Origin of the sequence: Sinorhizobium glycinis (genome assembly GCF_001651865.1) — a bacterium.
GTDB lineage: Bacteria > Pseudomonadota > Alphaproteobacteria > Rhizobiales > Rhizobiaceae > Sinorhizobium > Sinorhizobium glycinis.
The window spans coordinates 238,685-258,396 of sequence record NZ_LPUX01000060.1 but is presented as its reverse complement, the minus strand read 5'-3'; the positions used below and the strand labels follow the sequence as shown (position 1 = coordinate 258,396).

At 63.8% G+C, this 19,712-nt stretch carries 20 protein-coding genes and 1 riboswitch; of the genes, 9 read left to right on the top strand and 11 right to left on the bottom strand.

Annotated elements, in window-relative coordinates; genetic code table 11:
* Positions 1-109: 109 nt before the first annotated feature.
* The 4 genes from metA to AU381_RS14665 all read right to left on the bottom strand — a co-directional run bounded on the left by metA (position 110) and on the right by AU381_RS14665 (position 2,814).
* The gene (gene metA, locus AU381_RS14680) at positions 110-1,033 is read right to left on the bottom strand and encodes a homoserine O-acetyltransferase MetA (protein ID WP_064242480.1); all 924 of its coding nucleotides are present in this window, start codon (positions 1,031-1,033) and stop codon (positions 110-112) included.
* Between the two features lie 60 nt (positions 1,034-1,093).
* A riboswitch (SAM riboswitch) is annotated at positions 1,094-1,171 on the bottom strand.
* Between the two features lie 266 nt (positions 1,172-1,437).
* A complete protein-coding gene (locus AU381_RS14675; protein WP_064242479.1) occupies positions 1,438-1,818 on the bottom strand; it encodes a RidA family protein in 381 nt (126 codons plus the stop codon).
* Positions 1,819-1,827: 9 nt separating this feature from the next.
* Positions 1,828-2,433, bottom strand: a complete 606-nt coding sequence (gene leuD, locus AU381_RS14670) for a 3-isopropylmalate dehydratase small subunit (protein ID WP_064242478.1) — start codon at positions 2,431-2,433, stop codon at positions 1,828-1,830.
* Positions 2,434-2,574: 141 nt separating this feature from the next.
* Complete coding sequence (locus AU381_RS14665) at positions 2,575-2,814, bottom strand: hypothetical protein (protein ID WP_064242477.1); 240 nt, start codon at positions 2,812-2,814, stop codon at positions 2,575-2,577.
* A gap of 98 nt (positions 2,815-2,912) precedes the next feature.
* On the opposite strand from AU381_RS14665, the gene AU381_RS14660 reads away from it, so the two are divergent.
* The gene (locus AU381_RS14660) at positions 2,913-3,818 is read left to right on the top strand and encodes an HpcH/HpaI aldolase/citrate lyase family protein (RefSeq protein ID WP_064242476.1); all 906 of its coding nucleotides are present in this window, start codon (positions 2,913-2,915) and stop codon (positions 3,816-3,818) included.
* Positions 3,815-4,021, top strand: a complete 207-nt coding sequence (locus AU381_RS14655) for a DUF1737 domain-containing protein (RefSeq protein WP_064242475.1) — start codon at positions 3,815-3,817, stop codon at positions 4,019-4,021. The genes AU381_RS14660 and AU381_RS14655 overlap by 4 nt, the downstream gene beginning before the upstream one ends.
* Before the next feature lie 158 nt (positions 4,022-4,179).
* On the opposite strand, the gene AU381_RS14650 is transcribed toward AU381_RS14655, so the two are convergent.
* On the bottom strand, positions 4,180-5,394 hold the full coding sequence (locus AU381_RS14650; protein ID WP_064242474.1) for a ubiquinone biosynthesis hydroxylase: 1,215 nt from the start codon (positions 5,392-5,394) through the stop codon (positions 4,180-4,182).
* A gap of 83 nt (positions 5,395-5,477) precedes the next feature.
* Here AU381_RS14650 and tesB point away from each other — a divergent pair, with 83 nt between their 5' ends.
* The 6 genes from tesB to AU381_RS14620 all read left to right on the top strand — a co-directional run bounded on the left by tesB (position 5,478) and on the right by AU381_RS14620 (position 13,258).
* Positions 5,478-6,362: an acyl-CoA thioesterase II gene (gene tesB / locus AU381_RS14645; RefSeq protein ID WP_064242473.1), complete on the top strand. Its 885-nt coding sequence runs from the start codon at positions 5,478-5,480 to the stop codon at positions 6,360-6,362.
* A gap of 251 nt (positions 6,363-6,613) precedes the next feature.
* Positions 6,614-6,952 (top strand): P-II family nitrogen regulator, encoded by a 339-nt coding sequence (locus tag AU381_RS14640; protein ID WP_014766401.1) that lies wholly within the window; start codon positions 6,614-6,616, stop codon positions 6,950-6,952.
* A gap of 27 nt (positions 6,953-6,979) precedes the next feature.
* A complete protein-coding gene (locus AU381_RS14635) occupies positions 6,980-8,407 on the top strand; it encodes an ammonium transporter (RefSeq protein ID WP_064242472.1) in 1,428 nt (475 codons plus the stop codon).
* Positions 8,408-8,889: 482 nt separating this feature from the next.
* Complete coding sequence (locus tag AU381_RS14630) at positions 8,890-11,538, top strand: FtsK/SpoIIIE family DNA translocase (protein ID WP_064242471.1); 2,649 nt, start codon at positions 8,890-8,892, stop codon at positions 11,536-11,538.
* 115 nt (positions 11,539-11,653) lie between these two features.
* A complete protein-coding gene (locus AU381_RS14625; RefSeq protein WP_082910010.1) occupies positions 11,654-12,316 on the top strand; it encodes an outer membrane lipoprotein carrier protein LolA in 663 nt (220 codons plus the stop codon).
* 135 nt (positions 12,317-12,451) lie between these two features.
* Entirely contained in the window at positions 12,452-13,258 is an 807-nt protein-coding gene (locus AU381_RS14620; RefSeq protein ID WP_064242469.1) for an exodeoxyribonuclease III, read from the top strand.
* A 179-nt stretch (positions 13,259-13,437) separates the two neighbouring features.
* Here the strand turns inward: AU381_RS14620 and AU381_RS14615 are convergent, their stop codons facing one another.
* Together AU381_RS14615 and AU381_RS14610 are read right to left on the bottom strand one after the other, a co-directional pair.
* On the bottom strand, positions 13,438-13,893 hold the full coding sequence (locus tag AU381_RS14615; protein ID WP_012709631.1) for a cyclic nucleotide-binding domain-containing protein: 456 nt from the start codon (positions 13,891-13,893) through the stop codon (positions 13,438-13,440).
* 75 nt (positions 13,894-13,968) lie between these two features.
* On the bottom strand, positions 13,969-14,652 hold the full coding sequence (locus tag AU381_RS14610) for a response regulator transcription factor (RefSeq protein WP_018235924.1): 684 nt from the start codon (positions 14,650-14,652) through the stop codon (positions 13,969-13,971).
* Positions 14,653-14,795: 143 nt separating this feature from the next.
* On the opposite strand from AU381_RS14610, the gene AU381_RS14605 reads away from it, so the two are divergent.
* On the top strand, positions 14,796-15,344 hold the full coding sequence (locus tag AU381_RS14605) for a L,D-transpeptidase family protein (RefSeq protein WP_064242468.1): 549 nt from the start codon (positions 14,796-14,798) through the stop codon (positions 15,342-15,344).
* On the opposite strand, the gene AU381_RS14600 is transcribed toward AU381_RS14605, so the two are convergent.
* The 4 genes from AU381_RS14600 to AU381_RS14585 form a co-directional block, all read right to left on the bottom strand.
* On the bottom strand, positions 15,345-15,884 hold the full coding sequence (locus AU381_RS14600; RefSeq protein ID WP_064242652.1) for a SixA phosphatase family protein: 540 nt from the start codon (positions 15,882-15,884) through the stop codon (positions 15,345-15,347).
* 263 nt (positions 15,885-16,147) lie between these two features.
* Entirely contained in the window at positions 16,148-17,557 is a 1,410-nt protein-coding gene (gene leuC, locus AU381_RS14595; RefSeq protein ID WP_064242467.1) for a 3-isopropylmalate dehydratase large subunit, read from the bottom strand.
* A 488-nt stretch (positions 17,558-18,045) separates the two neighbouring features.
* Entirely contained in the window at positions 18,046-18,864 is an 819-nt protein-coding gene (locus AU381_RS14590; protein ID WP_064242466.1) for an amino acid ABC transporter permease, read from the bottom strand.
* 9 nt (positions 18,865-18,873) lie between these two features.
* Positions 18,874-19,683 carry a basic amino acid ABC transporter substrate-binding protein gene (locus AU381_RS14585; RefSeq protein WP_064242465.1) on the bottom strand — a complete coding sequence of 270 codons (810 nt, stop codon included), beginning with the start codon at positions 19,681-19,683 and terminating at the stop codon, positions 18,874-18,876.
* Between the last annotated feature and the right edge of the window lie 29 nt (positions 19,684-19,712).

Here is a 19,712-nt window from a genome sequence, read left to right as displayed (position 1 = left end):
AGCGGGCGACAAACTGCGTCATTTCCTGCGGTGCGGCAACCGGAAAGTCACACTTTTCAGCGGCGTGTTTTCGTGGCCTGCAGTGAACCGATCCTGCTGCCTACTTACATCACGCTCCGGTGCCGATCTTTTCGAGCTCGTAGGGCGTCGTCTGGTACATCTCGTTGATCCAGTTGCCGAAGAAGAGATGCGCATGGCTGCGCCAGCGGTTCTGCGGCGGCAGGTCCGCATCGTTGTGGGGGAAATAGTCGTGCGGCAGCTTGATCGGCACGCCGGCGTCCACGTCGCGGAAATATTCGTCCGAGAGCGAGGTCGAATCATATTCGACGTGATTGAACATATAGAGCCGGTTGCCCTTCTTCTCGTGAACGAGGCAGACGCCCATCTCCTTCGATTCCATCAGGATCTCGAGGCCCGGCACACGGTCGATATCTGGCCGGCGCACCTCGGTCCAGCGCGACACGGGTACGGCGAAATCATCCGAAAAGCCGTTCAGATAGACGGAGGAGGGCTTGAGGTTCTGGTGCCGATAGACGCCGAAGGCCTTCTCCTTGAGCGGATATTTCGGCACGCCGTGGAAGTGGTAGATCGCCGCCATCGCGCCCCAACAGACGTTCAGCGTCGAATGCACATGCGTCGCCGTCCAGTCGAAGATGCGCTGCAGTTCCTCCCAGTAGGTGACCTCTTCGTAGTCGAGCGTCTCGACCGGCGCGCCGGTGATGATGAAGCCGTCGAACTTGCGGCCCTTCACCTCCTCCCAGGTCTCGTAAAAGGCGAAGAGATGCTCCTCTGGCGTGTTCTTCGGCCGGTAGCCGCCGATGCGCACCAGCGTCAGTTCCACCTGCAGCGGCGTCGCGCCGATCAGCCGGGCGATCTGGATCTCCGTCTTGATCTTGTTCGGCATCAGGTTCAAGAGCCCGATCTGAAGCGGGCGGATGTCCTGCCGGACCGCCGCCGTCTCGGTCATCACCCGCACACCCTCGTTGACGAGCGTTTCGAAGGCGGGCAGCGTATCGGGAATCTTGATGGGCATGGTTCCACTCGATCAATACAAAAAAACCGGCGGCGAAATGATCGCGACCGGTCCTCGGAAATCCGTTTTTCCTCGGCCCTTTAGCGACTTCTTTAACGTGGCTGCAAGCCGGCCGGCCAAATCACCACAGGAATGCTTGATAGCGTGACGCGGGGCCGATGGTCAAGAAAAACGATTCGATTGCGGGCGGCCCCTCATCCGCCTGCCGGCACCTTCTCCCCATCATGATGGGGAGAAGGGACTCGCGACACCCGCTCGGCTCCCTCTGCCGCTTGTGTGGTAAAGAGGAGAGGCAAGCTCCCATCCCCTCCCCGTTCTGACGGGGAGAGGACTAGGGTTAGGACTAGGGTATGGCAAGCGACTATGCAGACGGCGTCTATCGGATCTGTTGGTCGGAAAACCGCTTATCCGCGAAACGCCGTGACCTCGATTTCGATCAGCATTTCCGGGCGGATCAGATCGCAGACGATCATCGTCGCAGCCGGGCGGATGTCGCCAAAAACCTCGCCGAAGATCGGGAAGACCCGGTCGGCGAAGCTGGCATCGGTGACGATGTAGTGATTGCGCACGACGTCGGAAAGCGAGAAGCCGGCTTCCTTCAAAGCGCCCTCGATCGTCCTCAGGCAGTTTCGCGCCTGTTCCTCGACGCTCTCCGGCATGGTCATCGTGGCGTAGTCGTAGCCGCTCGTGCCGGAAACGAAGCACCAGTCGCCCTTTGCAACGGCACGCGAATAGCCCGCCGCCTTCTCGAAGGGCGAGCCGGAGGAGATGCGCTTGCGCGTCATCGCGCCGGTTCAGGCCCAGGGGCGCGATGCGGCAGTCGACTTCTCGAAGCTGTCGATGGCGTTTGCCTTTTCGAGCGTCAGGCCGATGTCGTCGAGGCCGTTCAGCAGGCAGTGGCGCTTGAAGGCATCGATCTCGAACTTGATCGAGCCGCCATCGGGACCGGTGATTTCCTGGGCTTCCAGATCGATCGACAACACGGCATTGGAGCCGCGGTTGGCATCGTCCATCAGCTTGTCGAGATCGGCCTGGCTGACGACGATCGGCAGGATGCCGTTCTTGAAACAGTTGTTGTAGAAGATGTCCGCGAACGAGGTGGAGATGACACAGCGGATGCCGAAATCGAGGAGCGCCCAGGGCGCATGCTCGCGCGAGGAGCCGCAGCCGAAATTGTCGCCGGCAACCAGGATCTTGGCGTTCTGATAGGCCGGCTTGTTTAGCACGAAGTCCGGATTCGGCGTGCCGTCCTCGTTGTAGCGGGCCTCGGCGAAAAGTCCCGTGCCGAGACCGGTGCGCTTGATCGTCTTCAGGTAGTCCTTCGGGATGATCATGTCCGTGTCGATGTTGACGACGGGCAGGGGCGCGGCAACGCCGGTGAGCTTGACGAACTTGTCCATGGTCTAGCCTTCGATTTCAGCGGAAGTGTCGGAGAGCGTTTAGATCAGTTTCGCGCCGAAATGAAGGGGAATCTGCGCTTGCGGGCTTCCCCGGCTCGATTCTAGAGCTTCCTTTGCGCGTTCAACTGAACGCGCGGCGCTCTAGAGATCGATGATCGTGCCGCGCCCGTCGTTCCAGATCCGCATTTCGCGCTCACGACCGGCGGCGCGGGCGCGCGCCGGGACCGGCTTCGCATTGAACCTGGCTGCGATCGCGCTGCCGGTCGCAATGACGGCGGCAATACCGGCGAGCGCCAGGGCCAGCGAGGCGGTCAGCACGAAGGCCGCAAACGTGATGACAATGGCTGCGGCCGTGAAGAGAACAGAGCGGATGCTTTGCATGTTCGTACCTTTCTATGCGGCATGTGGTGGCTCGCGGCACCGCTTGCAAGGCCCCTTCGAGCTTGCGTGAGGCAACAAACGCGGGCACAACGGGTTGCATGACACGAGCGACCGATCATCATCCCGTGCGGCTCCGCCGCTCCGTGCTTTCAGTTCCGGCCGACAATCCCCGCGCCCTCGCCAAGATCAAGGACCTTGCCGCGGACGCGGTGATCTTCGATCTCGAGGATGCCGTCGCACCCGAGCGCAAGACGCAAGCCCGCGACGCCCTCATCCGCCATCTATCCGATAACCGACCGGACGGCGAAGCGATCATCCGCATCAATGTGGCGGAATCGGGTTTCAGCGAAGCGGATCTTGCCGCCGCGGTCGCGGCAAGCCCGGATGCGATCCTCCTGCCGAAGGTCGAAAGCCCCGCCGATATCCAATCGGTGCTCGATTGGCTGTCTGATAACGACGCGCCGGAGAGCCTGCGGCTCTGGGCGATGATCGAGACGCCGCGCGGCGTCATCAACGCGCCGGCGATCGCCGAAATGGGCCGCACTTTCGGCGGTCGGCTCGATTGTTTCGTCCTTGGCCTCAACGACCTGCGCAAGGAGACAGGCGTTCCCGCACGCGCCGGCCGCACCTATCTCGTGCCCTGGCTGATGCAGGTCCTCATCGCCGCCCGCGGCAGCGGTCTCGACGCCATCGACGCCGTCTTCAACGATTTTCGCGATGCGGAGGGTCTTGCGGCCGAGTGCCGTCAGGGGCGCGACATGGGCTATGACGGCAAGATGCTGATCCACCCCGCCCAGATCGACGAAGCCAATCGCTGCTTCGGCATCGACGAGGCGGCCCTTGACGAAGCCCGCGCGATCATCGACGCCTTCGCCCGGCCGGAACATGCAGGCAGGGGCGTGATCAGTCTCAACGGCCGCATGGTCGAACGCCTCCATCTCGACCAGGCACTGAAACTCGCCGGGAAGGCGGACATCATCGAAAAGCGAAAGGCGAAACCTTGATACTCTACCGATTCCTGACCGGTCCCGACGACGCTTCGTTCTGCCACAAGGTGACGGCGGCATTGAACCAGGGTTGGAGCCTGCACGGGGCGCCGACTTACGCCTTCAACGCCGACACACAGCACATGCAATGCGGCCAGGCGGTGGTGAAGGAGGTGGAGGGCAAGGATTATCACCCGGACATGAAACTGTCGGAGCAGTGAGGCGAGGCATCGAGTGGAAATTTGCCCCTCACCCTAACCCTCTCCCCGCAAGCGGGGAGAGGGGATTTAGGCGGCGCCGCGAGTCTCCTTCGCCTGCGGGGAGAAGGTGGCCGGCAGGCCGGATGAGGGGCGCTCAAGCGAAGGGAATCCTCGCACCGCTAGATCGGCTGCCCCGAAAGCAATCGCGGGTCCGTTTCGCCGGCAACGCCGGCGGCCTGGCGGATGAAGAAATTCTTGAGCGACGGCAGGCGGTCGACGAGGCCGAGCCCGATGTCGCGGATCACCCTGACCGGCGTGATGTCGTTGGAGAACAGCCGGTTCAGCACATCGGTCGTCACACCCATGCGGAAAGTGTCGAAACGCCGCCAGGTCTGGTAGCGCTCGAGGACGGCAAGCGAGCCGATATCGAGGCCGAGGCGATCCGCCTCGACGATCGTCTCGGCAAGGGCTGCCACGTCCTTGAAACCGAGATTGAGGCCCTGGCCGGAGATCGGGTGAATGCCGTGGGCGGCATCGCCCGCCAGCGCGAAGCGGGATGCCACGAAATCGCGCGCCAGCGTCAGCCCGAGCGGAAAGGCCCTGCGGCCGCCGACCACCTTGAGGTGGCCGAGCTTGTGGCCGAAGCGGCGCTCCAGTTCCTCCTCGAAAATGAAGTCATCCTCTTTCACCAGCCGTTCGGCATCGTACGTGCCCTCCGTCCAGACGAGCGACGAGCGGTTGTTCTTGAGCGGCAGGGTGGCGAAGGGGCCGGCCGGCAGAAAATGCTCCTCCGCCGTGCCGCCATGCGGCCTCTCGTGCTCGACCGTCGTGACGATGCCGGACTGGCCGTAATCGAACTCGACGACCTTGATGCCGGCCGCCTCGCGCAATTTCGATCGGACGCCATCGCAGGCGACCAGCAGCCGCGCCTCCAGCGCCTCGCCGCCGGCGAGCGTCACGGCAACGGCGTGGTCGCCGCTCTTGAAGCTCTCGACCATAGCCGCCTGGCGGATCGCCACGCCGAGCTCCCGGCAGGCGTCGCGCAAGGCGCCGACCAGCGCGGTATTCGGCACCATATGCGCGAAGGGACGGCCCTCGCCGCCATCGCCCTCGAAGGTCAGGAACACCGGACGGACGGGGTCGGCGGTCTTCGAATCGGTGATCACCATCCTGAGGATCGGCTCGGCCTCCGGCGCGATCGCGCCCCAGACGCCGAGAACATCGAGCATGCGCTCGGCCGCAAGGGCGACCGCCGAGGCGCGCTCGTCCTTTTTCCAGGCGCCTTCCGGTGCCCCGTCGACGACCGTCACGTCAAGATGGGGAGCCGCCTTCTTGAGCGATACGGCGAGCGACAGGCCGACATAGCCGCCTCCGGCAATCAGGACATCGATCATTCCGTCTCTCCCAGCACTTGAGCATCCTCTCCTGGCTATATAGATCAATGCCATCGCCGTTCCTACTACGGGAGACCGCCGAAATGTCGCGCCCCATTGAGACCGCTACCCCCATGGATGCGCTGCTTGGGATTCTCGATCTTGAGAAGCTCGAAGAAAACCTGTTCCGGGGCCTCAGCCCCCAGGTCGGCTGGCAGCGGGTGTTCGGCGGGCAGGTGATCGGCCAGGCGCTCGTCGCCGCGCAACGGACCGTGGACGCAGGCCGCTACGTTCATTCGCTGCACGCCTATTTCCTGCGGCCCGGCGATCCCACCGTCCCGATCATCTACGAGGTCGACCGCATCCGAGACGGATCGAGCTTCGCGACCCGGCGGGTCGTGGCGATCCAGCATGGGAAGGCGATCTTCTCGATGTCGGCTTCCTTCCAGTATGACGAGGACGGTTTCGACCATCAGTTCGGCATGCCGGACGTGCCGATGCCGGAAACCCTGCCCGGAGAAAAGGAACTGCGGGAGAAGTTCCTCGTCCATGCCCCGGAAGCGATCCGGCGGTATTGGGAGCGGCCGCGGCCGATCGAGATCCGGCCGACCTCGCTCGAACACTATTTCTCCCGCGAGAGGGCCGCTCCGAGGCAGGACGTCTGGGTGAAGGCCGTCGGCAAGGTTCCGGACGAGCGGCATCTGCAGGCGGCCGTCCTTGCCTATCTCTCCGACATGACGCTGCTCGACACGTCGCTTTATGCGCACGGCACCTCCGTCTTCGACCGCACGCTCCAGGTCGCGAGCCTCGACCACGCCATGTGGTTCCATCGACCGTCCAGCATGGACGACTGGCTGCTCTACACTCAGGACAGCCCAAGCGCCCATGGCGCGCGCGGCATGACGCGCGGCAGCCTGTTCGATCGTTCCGGCGTGCTGATCGCCTCCGTGGCGCAGGAGGGCCTGATCCGCAAAAAGGCAATTGAGTAAAAAATAGCCGATTGTCAGCCAATTTTGCTCTTCTGCCTATTTTTTAAGCTATCTCATTGGCTTCTTTTTTAGCACTTCGCGGCGGAAGCGTCGCGAAAAGTGGTTTTTTCGTGTCTTTTCCTGAATTTGGACCCTCTCGCTTGAATCTGGCACGCCCCTTGAATGTGACTTTTCGGTTGCCCAGCGCTTCGCGCGCTTAAGCAGCAAGGAGAGACGGCCTCCGGGCCGAGGCAGACAAGGATGGGAAGCCGATGAAAATTGTGATGGCCATTATCAAGCCGTTCAAGCTCGATGAGGTTCGCGAAGCCCTGACCGCCGTAGGCATCCAGGGTTTGACCGTGACCGAAGTTAAGGGATACGGCCGCCAGAAGGGGCACACCGAAATTTACCGTGGCACCGAATATGCCGTGAGCTTCCTGCCGAAGCTGAAGATCGAGATCGCGGTTCCGTCGGAGATCGTCGACAAGGCCGTCGACGCGATCGCCTCGGCCGCCAAGACCGGCCAGATCGGCGACGGTAAGATCTTCGTCTATTCGATTGACCATGCCGTGCGCATCCGCACCGGCGAAACCGATTCAGAAGCACTGTAAGCAGCGCCGATCAGGGAGCATTTTTCGATGTCGTCATTCAATCTTTCCACCTCTCTTCGACGCGTGGGCGCCACCGCTGCCGCCTTGCTCGCGCCGGTTGTTGCTTTCGCCCAGGAGGCGGCGCCCGCCGCTGCCGAGGCCGTCGCGGCAACGCCGGTCCCCGACAAGGGCGACACCACCTGGATGCTGCTGTCGACCATCCTCGTCCTGCTGATGACCGTTCCGGGCCTCGCTCTCTTCTATGGCGGTCTGGTTCGCGCCAAGAACATGCTCTCGGTGCTGATGCAGGTCCTGATGATCACCGCCGTCGTGATGATCATCTGGGTGACCTACGGCTATTCGCTGGCCTTCACCGATGGCGGCTCGCTCAACTCCTTCGTCGGCGGCTTCTCGAAGATGTTCCTGGCCGGCGTTGACACGACGACGCTTGCGGAAAGCTTCTCGAAGGGCGTCTTCATCCCCGAATACGTCTTCGTCGTCTTCCAGATGACCTTCGCCTGCATCACGCCCGCCCTGATCGTCGGCGCCTTCGCCGAGCGCATCAAGTTCTCGGCCGTCATGCTGTTCGTCATCCTGTGGGTCACCTTCGTCTACTTCCCGGTCGCCCACATGGTCTGGTTCTGGGGCGGCCCGAGCGCCTACACGGCTCCGACCGGCCTGATCTTCTCCTTCGGCGCGATCGACTTTGCAGGCGGCACCGTCGTTCACATCAACGCGGGTATCGCGGGCCTCGTCGGCGCGATCCTGCTCGGCAAGCGCACGGGCTACAAGAAGGAGATCATGGCTCCGCATTCGATGACGCTCACCATGGTCGGCGCCTCGCTGCTGTGGGTCGGCTGGTTCGGCTTCAATGCCGGCTCGAACCTCGAGGCCAATGCATATGCAGGCCTCGCCATGCTCAACACCTTCCTGGCGACGGCAGCCGCGATCGTCTCCTGGGCCGTGGTCGAAACGCTGGTTCGCGGCAAGGCGTCGATGCTCGGTGCCGCCTCGGGTGCGGTTGCCGGCCTCGTCGCGGTAACCCCGGCCGCCGGCTTTGCCGGCCCGATGGGCGCGATCGTGCTCGGCCTCGTCGTCTCGCCGGTCTGCTACTTCTTCGTCGACGTGGTGAAGAACAAGTTCAACTATGACGACAGCCTCGACGTCTTCGGCATTCACGGCATCGGCGGCATCCTCGGCGCCATCGGCACCGGCATTCTCGTCAATCCGGCCCTTGGCGGCGCCGGCATCGTCGACTATTCCACGGCCGACTTCGCCGCCGGCTATGCCGGCACGGCAACGCAGGTCTGGGCGCAGCTCAAGGGCGTGCTCGTCACGGTCGTCTGGTCCGGTATCGGCTCGCTCATCCTCTTCAAAGTGGTCGATGCGGTCGTCGGTCTGCGCGTCTCGGTCGAGGCGGAGCGTGAAGGTCTCGACCTCTCCTCGCACGGCGAAGCCGCCTACCACACCAGCTAAAGCGCATCGCGGCGCTGGCAGAACGGCGCCGCCATCAGTCCCGTCGCGATCCTCATATTTCGTGGATCGCCCTTTCGCCCGGATCCTCGCGATCCGGGCTTTTTTTGTGTCGGCCGCCCCTCATCCGCCTGCCGGCACCTTCTCCCCGCAAGCAGGGAGAAGGAATGATGCCGCGCCGACGCCAGTCCCCTCTCCCCGTTTGTACGGGGAGAGGGTTAGGGTGAGGGGCAACCGTCCACACTGATTGTAGCTCGATCCGACCGCGATCCACCGCTATTTCCCTCCCACACGCGCATGGTTAATGTCGCATTAACCCTACTCCGCGTAGGTTGATTCCATGGCACGCAATGTGCCCGGAGCATTCTGCGTCCCCGCTGGTTTGGAGGCGGCAAGGATGCTCTGCAATCAATGGCTGGAATGTTCCCACCGTTCACTTGGAAGATGCGTGGCGTTCCGGCGGATCGAAACGGGCAGCAGGCAATATGAGCAGAAGCAATCCCGCAACGCTTGACAGCCGTTCCAATCAGTTCGTGCTGACCACCTTCCTCTGGCGCCAGACCGCGTCGCTGGCAGGCTTTGCGCTGTTCGGCGCCCTGGCGCTCGCCGTTGCCGCGCTGTCGACCTGGAACGTCGCCGATCCGAGCTTCTCCTATGCCACTTCGGACGAGCCGACCAACCTGCTCGGCTATGGCGGCGCAACCTTTGCCGACATCTTCATGCAATTTTTCGGCCTGGCGAGCGTCGTGGCGCTGCTGCCGGCCGTCGCCTGGGCTCTCGTGCTGATTGGCGGCAAACCTTTCGACAAGGTGTTGAAGCGGCTCGCCCTCTGGTTCCTCGGTTCGGTGCTGGCGAGCGCCGCATTGAGCTGCGTGCCGGCGCCGATCACCTGGCCGCTGCCGAACGGTCTCGGCGGCGTCTTCGGCGACATGATCCTGCGCTTCCCGGCGCTCTTCACCGGCACCTTCCCGACCGGCACCTTCGCGACCGTTCTCGCCTGCCTCTTCGCTGCGCCGGCCGCCTGGGCGCTGATCTTCAGCGCCGGGCTCATCGGCGTCCGCGAGGAGGACGAGGAAGAGAAGGCAACGGAGCCCGTCCCCAGCAAGGCGCGCACCATCCGCGAGGAACTCGAGGACGAGGACGACGAAGGTCCGCTGACCCTCCTGATGGGTTCGCTCGCCCATATGCGCTTCACGGCACAGGCCCGGCTGCGTCGTGCTTTCGGCATGAGCGCCAGCCGTGCCAAACGCCAGTACGACGAGCCCTACGATTTCAACAACGACGAATTCGGCACGCTCAACGAGCCGGCCCGGCCCAAGGCCCAGGCCGGCGCCGCGCGCATCGAACCGTCGCTCGATCGCGCCGAGCGCCGCTTCGTCACGCCGCCGCCGATCGTCGCCGATGAAGACGACCCGCCCTTCGACATCGACGAGCCCCGCCCTGCCGGGATCCTGCCGGACGACGAGGACGACATTGCCGCCGATTGGGCGCCGCGGCCGGCCCCGGCAAGGCCGGCGCTCAACGGTTCCAGGGTCGCCCCGCCGCCGACGCGGCCGAAGAGCGGCCAGCGCATAGAACGCGAAGCCCAGCGCTCTTTCGTCGACGACGATGGCGACTTCGCGCTGCCGCCGATCCATTTCCTTGCGGAGCCGAAGAATGTCGCGCGCGACGCCTCGCTGTCGGCCGATGCGCTCGAACAAAATGCCCGCATGCTCGAAGGCGTGCTCGAGGATTTCGGCGTCAAGGGCGAGATCATCCATGTGCGCCCCGGCCCGGTCGTCACGCTCTACGAACTCGAGCCGGCGCCGGGCATCAAGTCGTCGCGCGTCATCGGCCTTGCCGATGACATCGCCCGCTCGATGAGCGCCATTGCCGCCCGCGTCGCCGTCGTGCCGGGCCGCAACGCCATCGGCATCGAACTGCCGAACCAGCGGCGCGAAATGGTCTATCTGCGGGAGCTGATCGGCTCGCGCGACTTCGAGACCACCAAGACGAAGCTCGCCATGGCGCTCGGCAAGACGATCGGCGGCGAACCGGTCGTCGCCGATCTCGCCAAGATGCCGCATCTGCTCGTTGCCGGCACCACCGGCTCGGGCAAGTCGGTGGCGATCAACACGATGATCCTGTCGCTGCTCTACCGGCTCACGCCCGACCAGTGCCGGCTGATCATGATCGATCCGAAGATGCTCGAACTCTCCGTCTACGACGGCATTCCGCATCTGCTCTCGCCGGTCGTCACCGATCCGAAGAAGGCCGTCGTCGCGCTGAAATGGACGGTGCGCGAGATGGAAGAGCGCTACAAGAAGATGTCGAAGATCGGCGTCCGCAACATCGACGGCTTCAACGCCCGCGTCGAGCAGGCGCTGGCGAAAGGCGAGGCGATCACCCGCACCGTCCAGACCGGCTTCGACCGCCAGACCGGCGAGGCCGTCTACGAGACCGAGGAATTCGACCTCTCGCCGATGCCCTATATCGTGGTCATCATCGACGAGATGGCCGACCTGATGATGGTCGCCGGCAAGGATATCGAAGGCGCGGTGCAGCGTCTCGCGCAGATGGCGCGCGCCGCCGGCATCCATGTCATCATGGCGACGCAGCGCCCGTCGGTCGACGTCATCACCGGCACGATCAAGGCGAACTTCCCGACCCGCATCTCCTTCCAGGTCACCTCGAAGATCGACAGCCGCACCATCCTCGGCGAACAGGGCGCCGAACAGCTGCTCGGACAGGGCGACATGCTCTACATGGCCGGCGGCGGGCGCATCCAGCGCGTCCACGGACCCTTCGTCTCCGACACCGAGGTCGAAGAAGTCGTCGCCTATCTGAAGACGCAAGGCGTGCCGCAATATCTCGATGCGATCACCGAGGATGACGACGAGGAGAACGAAGGCGGCGGACCCCCCGGCACCTCGAACCTTGCCGATTCCGAGGACCCCTACGACCAGGCGGTGGCGATCGTGCTGCGAGACGGCAAGGCTTCGACATCCTACGTGCAGCGTCGTCTCGGCATCGGCTATAATCGTGCCGCCTCGCTGATCGAGCGGATGGAGCAGGAGGGCATCATCGGTCCGGCGAATCACGCCGGCAAGCGCGAGATCCTGGTGCCGACCGAGGGGGAGATCACGGGCCGGTAAATCTGGAGAGCCGGCCGGTAACGGTCATTTGAGAGCCGGGGTGTCGCGGCGCCGGACAACGCCTTGAAGGCGCCCCACTTGCGCTCCAAATGACGCTCATATGAAGGAGACTGCGATGACAGAGACAAGAAACGGCGACGGCAACACTCGGGCGATCTCGCGACGCCTCTTCGTTTGCGGCCTGGCAGCGCTCGCGGGCATCGCCGGAACGACGCTTGACGCGGCGCCCGCTTCGGCGCAGGCATCGGCCGTCGCCCAGAAGATCGCCGATCATTTTTCCTCGGTGAAGACGATGGCGGGCGAATTCGTCCAGTTTGGGCCGCGCGGCGAGCAGACCGGCGGCAAGTTCTACATCCGCCGGCCCGGACGCATCCGCTTCAACTACGAGGCCCCCTCGCCGATGCGGGTCATCGCCGACGGCAGGTCGGTGGTGATCGGCAACATGAAGCTGAAGACCTGGGACATCTATCCCTTGTCGAAGACGCCGCTCAATCTGCTCTTGAGCGAGCGGATCGACCTGAGCAGCCGCATGGTGCGCGACGTCCGGGTCGAGCCCGACCTCATCACCATCGTGCTCGGCGACCGCTCGATCTTCGGCGATTCGACCATCACCATGATGTTCGACCCGAAGACCTACAATCTGAGACAATGGACGATCACGGACGCGCAGAAGAAGGACACCTCGGTGATGATCTTCAACGTCCAGACCGGCATCCAACTGGACGACAAGGTGTTCCGCATTCCTTATGACGAGGTGCGCAACAAGGGCGGCAAATGACCGGACGCGCATCGACTCTGATGCTGTGCAGGCCGCCCTCGGGCGGCCTTTTTCATGCTTGTCGATCGGCGCCAGACCTGCTTAAACGCGCCGGACACTGCTCCGCCGCCGGCGAAACTTTCCAGAGGAATGTGAATGCCCCTTTCCATCGCCACGTGGAACATCAACTCCGTCCGCCTGCGCATGCCGCTGGTGGAACATCTATTGGTAAATTGGCAGCCGGACATCCTCTGCCTGCAGGAAACCAAGTGCCCGGACGACCAGTTTCCGTCGGCGCCTCTGAAGAAACTCGGCTACAACTTTATCGAGATGCACGGCCAGAAGGGCTATCACGGCGTCGCCACCATCTCGCGCCTGCCGCTTACCGAACTGACCGATCGCCGCGACTATTGCGGCGTCGGAGACGCGCGTCATCTCTCCGTCGTCTTTGCGGCCAGCGGCAAGACCATTCGCCTGCATAATTTCTATGTGCCGGCCGGCGGCGACGAACCGGATCGCGCGATCAATCCGAAATTCGGCCATAAGCTCGACTTCGTCGACGAGATGAAGCTCCTGCACGCGGAGGCCGAGGCGGGCATCTCGTCGATCCTCGTCGGCGACCTCAACATCGCGCCGCTGGAGCACGACGTCTGGTCGCACAAGCAGCTCCTGAAGATCGTCAGCCACACGCCGGTCGAAACCGACGGGCTCACCACGGTCATGACCGGCGGCGCCTGGGTCGACCTGATGCGCCAGCACACCCCGCCGCCTGAGAAGCTCTTCACCTGGTGGAGCTACCGGGCGAAGGACTGGGCCGCGGCCGACCGCGGCCGCCGGCTCGACCATATCTGGTCCTCCGCCGACCTCGCCGAAAAACTCGTCCGCGTCGACATCCTCCGGGAAGCACGCGGCTGGGAGCGCCCCTCCGACCATGTGCCGGTGATTGCGCATTTCGAGCTTTGAAGCGCGGGCAGTTGCCCCTCACCCTAGCCCTCTCCCCGTTCTCACGGGGAGAGGGGACAGGAACGCGCGGCTCGCTCTTCCTACAACGATAGGCGGTGCGAGACGGGGCCGCGAGTCTCCTTCGCCCCGCTCGCGGGGAGAAGGTGGCCGGCAGGCCGGATGAGGGGCAGAAACACGCCTCAGGCAAACCGCCCGGCCAGCGCCTCGACGCGGCGGATCATCGTCTGCAGGTTGTCGCGGATCCGCGCTTCGACCATTGCCGTCACCTCCGGATATTCCTCCAGCATGCGGCGGAAGAGCGGCCGGTTGATGCGGATCACCTCGCTGTCTTCGTCGGCGGTCGCGGTGAACTTCCGTTCGACCATCGATATCAGCGCCAGCTCCGACAGCAGCGCCCCGCGGGAGACGGTGTCGACGTGCTGCGGGCGTCCTTCGGCGTCGAGCTTCGATAGCGAGAAGCTGCCGACGGCAACCGCATAGGCGCAATCGGCCGGCGCGCCTTCGCGAAAGAGCTCGTGGCCCTTCGCGACACGACGGCGCTCGGCGCCGAAGGCGATCAGCCGGAGCTTGTCGTCGCCGATCTCGGCAAAAAGCGAGACGTTCGACAGAAGCGCGATATCGTCATTGAGCGCCAAGCAGCATATCTCCTAGCTGATGTCGAGGAGCGGGTCTGGAATGGAAAACCGCTTCCCACTTTCCGCGGCCGGGACTTACGGAACGATCTTGTAGCCGCCGTTCTCTGTCACCAAAATCTCGGCATTGGAAGGGTCGCGTTCGATTTTCTGGCGCAGCCGGTAGACATGCGTCTCCAGCGTGTGCGTCGTCACCCCGGAATTGTAGCCCCAGACCTCCTCGAGCAGCACGTCGCGGGTCACCACCTTCTGGTCGGCCCGGTAGAGGTAGCGGATGATCGCCGCCTCCTTCTCGGTCAGGCGAATCTTCTGGCCGTTCTCCATGGTGAGCAGTTTCTGGCTCGGCTTGAACGTGTAGGGGCCGACGCTGAAGGTCGCGTCCTCGCTCTGCTCGTGCTGGCGAAGCTGGGCGCGGATACGGGCAAGCAACACGGCGAAGCGGAAGGGCTTGGTGACATAGTCGTTGGCGCCGGCCTCGAGGCCGAGAATCGTGTCCGAATCGGTATCGTGACCGGTGAGCATGATGATCGGCGCCTTGAACCCGCCCTTGCGCAGAAGCTTCACCGCCTCGCGACCGTCCATGTCCGGCAGCCCGACATCCATGATCAGGAGGTCGACCTGGCGGGCGCGCGCCGTCTGGATGCCCTTGCCGGCGGTCGCTTCCTGCAGGAGGTCGAACTCCTCGTAGAGAGAGAGCTGCTCTATCAACGTCTCACGCAGATCATTGTCATCGTCGACAAGGAGGATAGTGCGCGTCGCCATGGGACAGTTCCTGTTGCTTCCTGAATTCAAACTAGCTCAAATGCCGCCCTTGGCAAAGCGCGGCGGCTACGCAATCTTGTCTCGGTGCAACCGTGCTTAGGGTGGCCGTGAGATCACGGGCAAAGCAAGAATCTGTGAGAATAATGCGCAAGAAAACGTCGGGAGTAAGATCGCGGAAATCCACGATCATGGTCCGGGCCGCGCCACGCGACCGCCGGCGCGCGCTGCTGAGCTTCGACGGCAGAACGGAGCAGGCGGCGATCGGCCGAAGCGGCCTCACGGCCATGAAGCGCGAAGGCGACGGCGCGACGCCGCGCGCGACGATGAAGCTGATCGGCGGCTTCATGCGCCGCGACCGCGTGTCGCTGCCGCCAACGCGATTGCCGATGCGCGGGATCCGTCGCGACATGCTGTGGTGCGACGCGCCGGACCATGCCTCCTACAACCGCCCGGTCAGGGCGCCGTTTACCGCGAGCCACGAGACGATGGCGCGGTCTGACGGGCTGTACGACGTCTGCCTCGTGATGGACTGGAATATCTCCTGCAGGCGGCGGCTAGCCGGCTCTGCGATCTTCTTCCACCTCATTCGACCCGGCTATGAGCCGACGCAAGGCTGCATCGCCGTCAGCCTGCCCGCGATGAAGCGGCTGATACGGCACATGCGCCGGGGAATGGCTGTCAGGGTCGCATAGTCATTGCTTCCGCTCGAGCATGCGCGGCGTCACGAAGCGGACGAGCCGGCCCCTGCCCGGTTCGATTTCCGACCATTGCCCGGCATCGAATTCGATCACGGCGAGGCCGGCGGTCGGAAATTTGTCGCGAAGACGCGGCAACGCATCGCCTTCCCCGGCGAGCAGAAGGGCCAGTTCCGCCATGCCCGGATTGTGCCCGACGAGGAGCAGGCTGCGCGCCGACGCCTCCACGCCTCGGATCACGCCGAGAATGGCCGTGGCCGAGACTTCGTAAATACCAACGGCATCGCGGACGTCGATGCGGCGGGGCAATGCCCCGGCCACGAGTTCCCATGTCTCCTGCGCGCGCCGTGCCGTGGAGACAAGCGCCAGATCCGGAAGGAGGCCGTGCGCGGCCATGTAGGCGCCAATCGTCGGGGCCGCCTTTCGTCCACGTTCGGCGAGCGGCCGGCGATGATCGGCGACCCCTTCGGGCCAGGCGGACTTCGCATGGCGGAGCAGCATCAGGCGGCGCACTGCGGTGTCATCGTGATCGGCCATGATGTTCTTCGCAGACAAATGGAATTGCCCATTGTCGCACCGTCGGCGCCGGATGTCTTGCGAGGATGCAGCGAAAGGGGTGCCAAATTCGCCCTTCCCCAACCCCTCCCCACAGGTGGGAGGGGATAACCGCGCTGCACCATCCTTTCGCTGCCTTCACCGTCACACCAGCTTCAAAGTGGAAGCCGGGGCGGCAAACGCAAAGCCCCTCCCCTTGCGGGGGAGGGGTCACCCTCCCGGAACCGGAAAAGTTTAAAACCGGTTTAGTTCCAATCGCGGATATCGACGAAATGGCCCGCTACCGCGGCGGCGGCGGCCATCGCCGGCGAGACCAGATGGGTGCGGCCCTTGAAGCCCTGGCGGCCTTCGAAGTTTCGGTTCGAGGTCGAGGCACAGCGCTCGCCCGGCTTCAGCCGGTCGTCGTTCATCGCCAGGCACATGGAGCAGCCGGGCTCGCGCCAGTCGAAGCCGGCTTCCTTGAAGATCTTGTCAAGACCCTCGGCTTCGGCCTGTTCCTTGACGAGGCCCGAGCCCGGCACGATCATCGCCGAGACCGTCGGGGCGACCTTGCGGCCTTCGACGACCTTGGCGACGGCGCGCAGGTCCTCGATGCGGCCATTGGTGCAGGAGCCGATGAAGACCCGGTCGATGGCAATGTCGGTGATCTTCGTGCCCGGCTTCAGGCCCATATAGTCGAGCGCCCGCCACTTCGACGCGCGCTTCGTCTCGTCCTGGATGTCGTCCGGATTGGGAACGGCGCCCTGGACCGAGATCACATCCTCCGGAGAGGAGCCCCAGGAGACGATCGGCGGCAGGTTGGCGGCATCGAGCACGACGACGCGGTCGTAATGGGCGCCCTCGTCCGTATGCAGCGTCTTCCAATAGTCGAGCGCCATCTCCCAGGCCTTGCCCTTGGGCGCCCGTGGCTTGTCCTTGATATATTCGAAGGTCGTCTCGTCCGGAGCGATCAGGCCGGCTCGGGCGCCGCCTTCGATCGTCATGTTGCAGACCGTCATGCGGCCTTCCATCGACAGAGAGCGGATCGCCTCGCCGGCGAATTCGATGACATGGCCGGTGCCGCCGGCCGTGCCGATCTCGCCGATGATGGCGAGGATGATGTCCTTTGCGGTGACGCCGGGCGGCAAGTGCCCGTCGACGCGCACCAGCATGTTCTTGGCCTTCTTCTGGATCAGCGTCTGGGTCGCGAGCACATGTTCGACTTCAGACGTGCCGATGCCGTGGGCGAGCGCCCCGAAGGCGCCATGCGTCGAGGTGTGGCTGTCGCCGCAGACGATCGTCATGCCCGGCAGCGTGAAGCCCTGCTCGGGGCCGACGATGTGGACGATGCCCTGACGCTTGTCGTTCTCGGAGTAATATTCGACGCCGAAATCGGCGGCGTTCCTGGCGAGCGCCTCGACCTGGATGCGGCTTTCCTCGTTCTTGATGCCCAGATGGCGGTCCGGCGAGGTCGGTACGTTGTGGTCGACGACGGCGAGCGTCTTCTCCGGCGCGCGGACCTTGCGGCCGGCCATGCGCAGCCCTTCGAAGGCCTGCGGACTCGTCACCTCATGCACGAGGTGACGGTCGATGTAGAGCAGACAGGTGCCGTCGTCCTGGCTGTTGACCAGATGATCGTCCCAGATCTTGTCATAGAGGGTACGCGGTGCGCTCATGGCGATATATCCATCGAATTTTCAAAAATACGGAAAAGCCGGCGGCGATGCTGCCGGAACGACACTGATCAGGCGATCAGGATAGGCGGCTCGTAGGCGCGCCGCAGACACGCGCGAAGAAACGTGCCGGCAGACGCTTGTGGTCCTGCAGCACGACGATTTTCTGTTCGCGACATCCGAATTTGGATTCCATGGCCGGTGCTCATATCAATTTTTCAGCCGTTCGGCAATCGGCGACGTGGAGAGCGGATGATCCAAAAGACCCCTCCCCAACCCCTCCCCACAAGGGGGAGGGACGTACGATGCCGCCCTCGCTCCACTCGTATCGCGCCTGATCCACCGGAGGGAATGTCGCAGTTGGAATTTCTGCAAAAGGGACTTGGTATAGGCTTGGCCGGCTGCCTCTCTGGTGAAGATGGGGAGGCGAGAGCGGCACGGTAAGCCCCTCCCCCTTGTGGGGAGGGGTTGGGGAGGGGTTTGCCTGCAGCCTACCGCGCCTCTGCCCTTCTCAGCCGCCGCTCGAACCCCCGCAGCGCCAGCGACAGGCCGATCGTCAGGATCAGATAGACATAGGCGACGATCGAATAGGTCTCGAAGAAGCGAAACGAGCCGGAGGCGTAGACCTTGCCCATCTGGGTGATGTCGGCGACGCCGAGCACCGAGACGAGCGAGGAGTCCTTGACCATCGCGACGAAGTCGTTGCCGAGCGGCGGCAGGATGACGCGGATCGCCTGAGGAAAGACGACCAGGCGGAAGCGCTGGTAGCGCGTGAGCCCCAGCGCCTTGGCGGCCTCCACCTGACCCTTGTCGACCGACTGGATGCCGGCCCGGAAGACCTCGGCGATGAAGGCCGAATAGCCGATCATCAGGGCGATGATCGCCCGCCACATCAGCGAGATGTCACGAACGACGAGCGGCTCGATGGCGCCAGCCTTGATGAGCGGCGCCGCCAAAAAGTTGACGGCTGTCACCAGTGCCGGTGCCCCGACGAAGGCGATATAGAAGAGCAGAACGAGGATCGGTACGCCACGGATGACTTCCGTATAGAAGCGGGCGATCTGGCGCAGCGCCGCGTGCTCGGAAAGCGCCATCAATGCCACGGCAAGGCCGAGCACGGTAGCCAGCGCGAAGCCCACGAGCGTGACGAAGACGGTGACGCCGAGACCCTTCAAGACGACGGCGAAGACCTGAGCGAAGATGTCATTGGCGGCGATCACCGCGGCAAGCGCCAAGGCGATCACGAGAAGGGCGACCAGCCACCAGGGATAGTCGCCCTTCTCGGAAGTGTCGGATTTAACTGGCGCCATCGTTAGCGATCAGCCGCCCATCTTGTAGTCGAGGAACCATTTCTTGTTGAGCGCATCGAAGGTGCCGTCCTCCTTGAGCGCCTTGATGGCGGCATTGACCGGCTGGACGAGATCGGATCCCTTCGGGAAGATGAAGCCGAAATCCTCGGTGCCGAGCGGCTCGCCGACCACCTTCAGCTTGCCCTCGGACGCATCGACATAGCCCTTCGCAGCGACGCTGTCGGTGAGCACCAGATCGACGTCGCCGGCCTTCAGCGCCTGCACCGTCGCACCGAAGGTCTCGAACAGCTTGATACGCGGGTTCTGCTCGTTGCCGTCGAGGATCTCATAGACCGCCGTGTAGAAGGGCGAGGTGCCGGGCTGGGCGCCGACAAGCGCGTCTTCGACCGCGGCGAAGCTCTTGGCGTCCTTGAAGCGGGTCTCGTCGGCGCGAACAAGCATGAACTGCTGCGAGCGCATATAGGGGTCGGAGAAGTCGACCTTCTCCTTGCGATCGTCCTTGATGGTGATGCCGGTCATGCCGATCTGATACTGGCCGTCGGAAACCGACTGGATCATCGCGTCCCAGCTGGTGTTCTGGTATTCGATCTTGAAGTTCAGCCGCTTGGCGATCTCGTTCATCGCGTCATATTCCCAGCCGACCGCCTGGCCGGACTTGGGGTCAACGAACTGCAGCGGCGGATAGGCGTTCTCGGTGACGACGACGACCGTCTTGCCGCCGAGGTCCGGCAGATCGCTCGCGACTGCGGGCGCGGAGAATGCGAATGGGACGGCGAGGGCAGCGGCGATGCCCGCGAGCACGTGGCGACGGATTGTCATTGGAGGAACTCCCGAAAATTGTGGCGACC

Coding starts and splice junctions, on each gene's coding strand:
- metA (WP_064242480.1), bottom strand. CDS start 1,033: ATGCCCATCAAGATTCCCGATACGCTGCCCGCCTTCGAAACGCTCGTC.
- AU381_RS14675 (WP_064242479.1), bottom strand. CDS start 1,818: ATGACGCGCAAGCGCATCTCCTCCGGCTCGCCCTTCGAGAAGGCGGCG.
- leuD (WP_064242478.1), bottom strand. CDS start 2,433: ATGGACAAGTTCGTCAAGCTCACCGGCGTTGCCGCGCCCCTGCCCGTC.
- AU381_RS14665 (WP_064242477.1), bottom strand. CDS start 2,814: ATGCAAAGCATCCGCTCTGTTCTCTTCACGGCCGCAGCCATTGTCATC.
- AU381_RS14660 (WP_064242476.1), top strand. CDS start 2,913: ATGACACGAGCGACCGATCATCATCCCGTGCGGCTCCGCCGCTCCGTG.
- AU381_RS14650 (WP_064242474.1), bottom strand. CDS start 5,394: ATGATCGATGTCCTGATTGCCGGAGGCGGCTATGTCGGCCTGTCGCTC.
- tesB (WP_064242473.1), top strand. CDS start 5,478: ATGTCGCGCCCCATTGAGACCGCTACCCCCATGGATGCGCTGCTTGGG.
- AU381_RS14640 (WP_014766401.1), top strand. CDS start 6,614: ATGAAAATTGTGATGGCCATTATCAAGCCGTTCAAGCTCGATGAGGTT.
- AU381_RS14635 (WP_064242472.1), top strand. CDS start 6,980: ATGTCGTCATTCAATCTTTCCACCTCTCTTCGACGCGTGGGCGCCACC.
- AU381_RS14630 (WP_064242471.1), top strand. CDS start 8,890: ATGAGCAGAAGCAATCCCGCAACGCTTGACAGCCGTTCCAATCAGTTC.
- AU381_RS14625 (WP_082910010.1), top strand. CDS start 11,654: ATGACAGAGACAAGAAACGGCGACGGCAACACTCGGGCGATCTCGCGA.
- AU381_RS14620 (WP_064242469.1), top strand. CDS start 12,452: ATGCCCCTTTCCATCGCCACGTGGAACATCAACTCCGTCCGCCTGCGC.
- AU381_RS14610 (WP_018235924.1), bottom strand. CDS start 14,652: ATGGCGACGCGCACTATCCTCCTTGTCGACGATGACAATGATCTGCGT.
- AU381_RS14605 (WP_064242468.1), top strand. CDS start 14,796: ATGCGCAAGAAAACGTCGGGAGTAAGATCGCGGAAATCCACGATCATG.
- AU381_RS14600 (WP_064242652.1), bottom strand. CDS start 15,884: ATGGCCGATCACGATGACACCGCAGTGCGCCGCCTGATGCTGCTCCGC.
- leuC (WP_064242467.1), bottom strand. CDS start 17,557: ATGAGCGCACCGCGTACCCTCTATGACAAGATCTGGGACGATCATCTG.
- AU381_RS14590 (WP_064242466.1), bottom strand. CDS start 18,864: ATGGCGCCAGTTAAATCCGACACTTCCGAGAAGGGCGACTATCCCTGG.
- AU381_RS14585 (WP_064242465.1), bottom strand. CDS start 19,683: ATGACAATCCGTCGCCACGTGCTCGCGGGCATCGCCGCTGCCCTCGCC.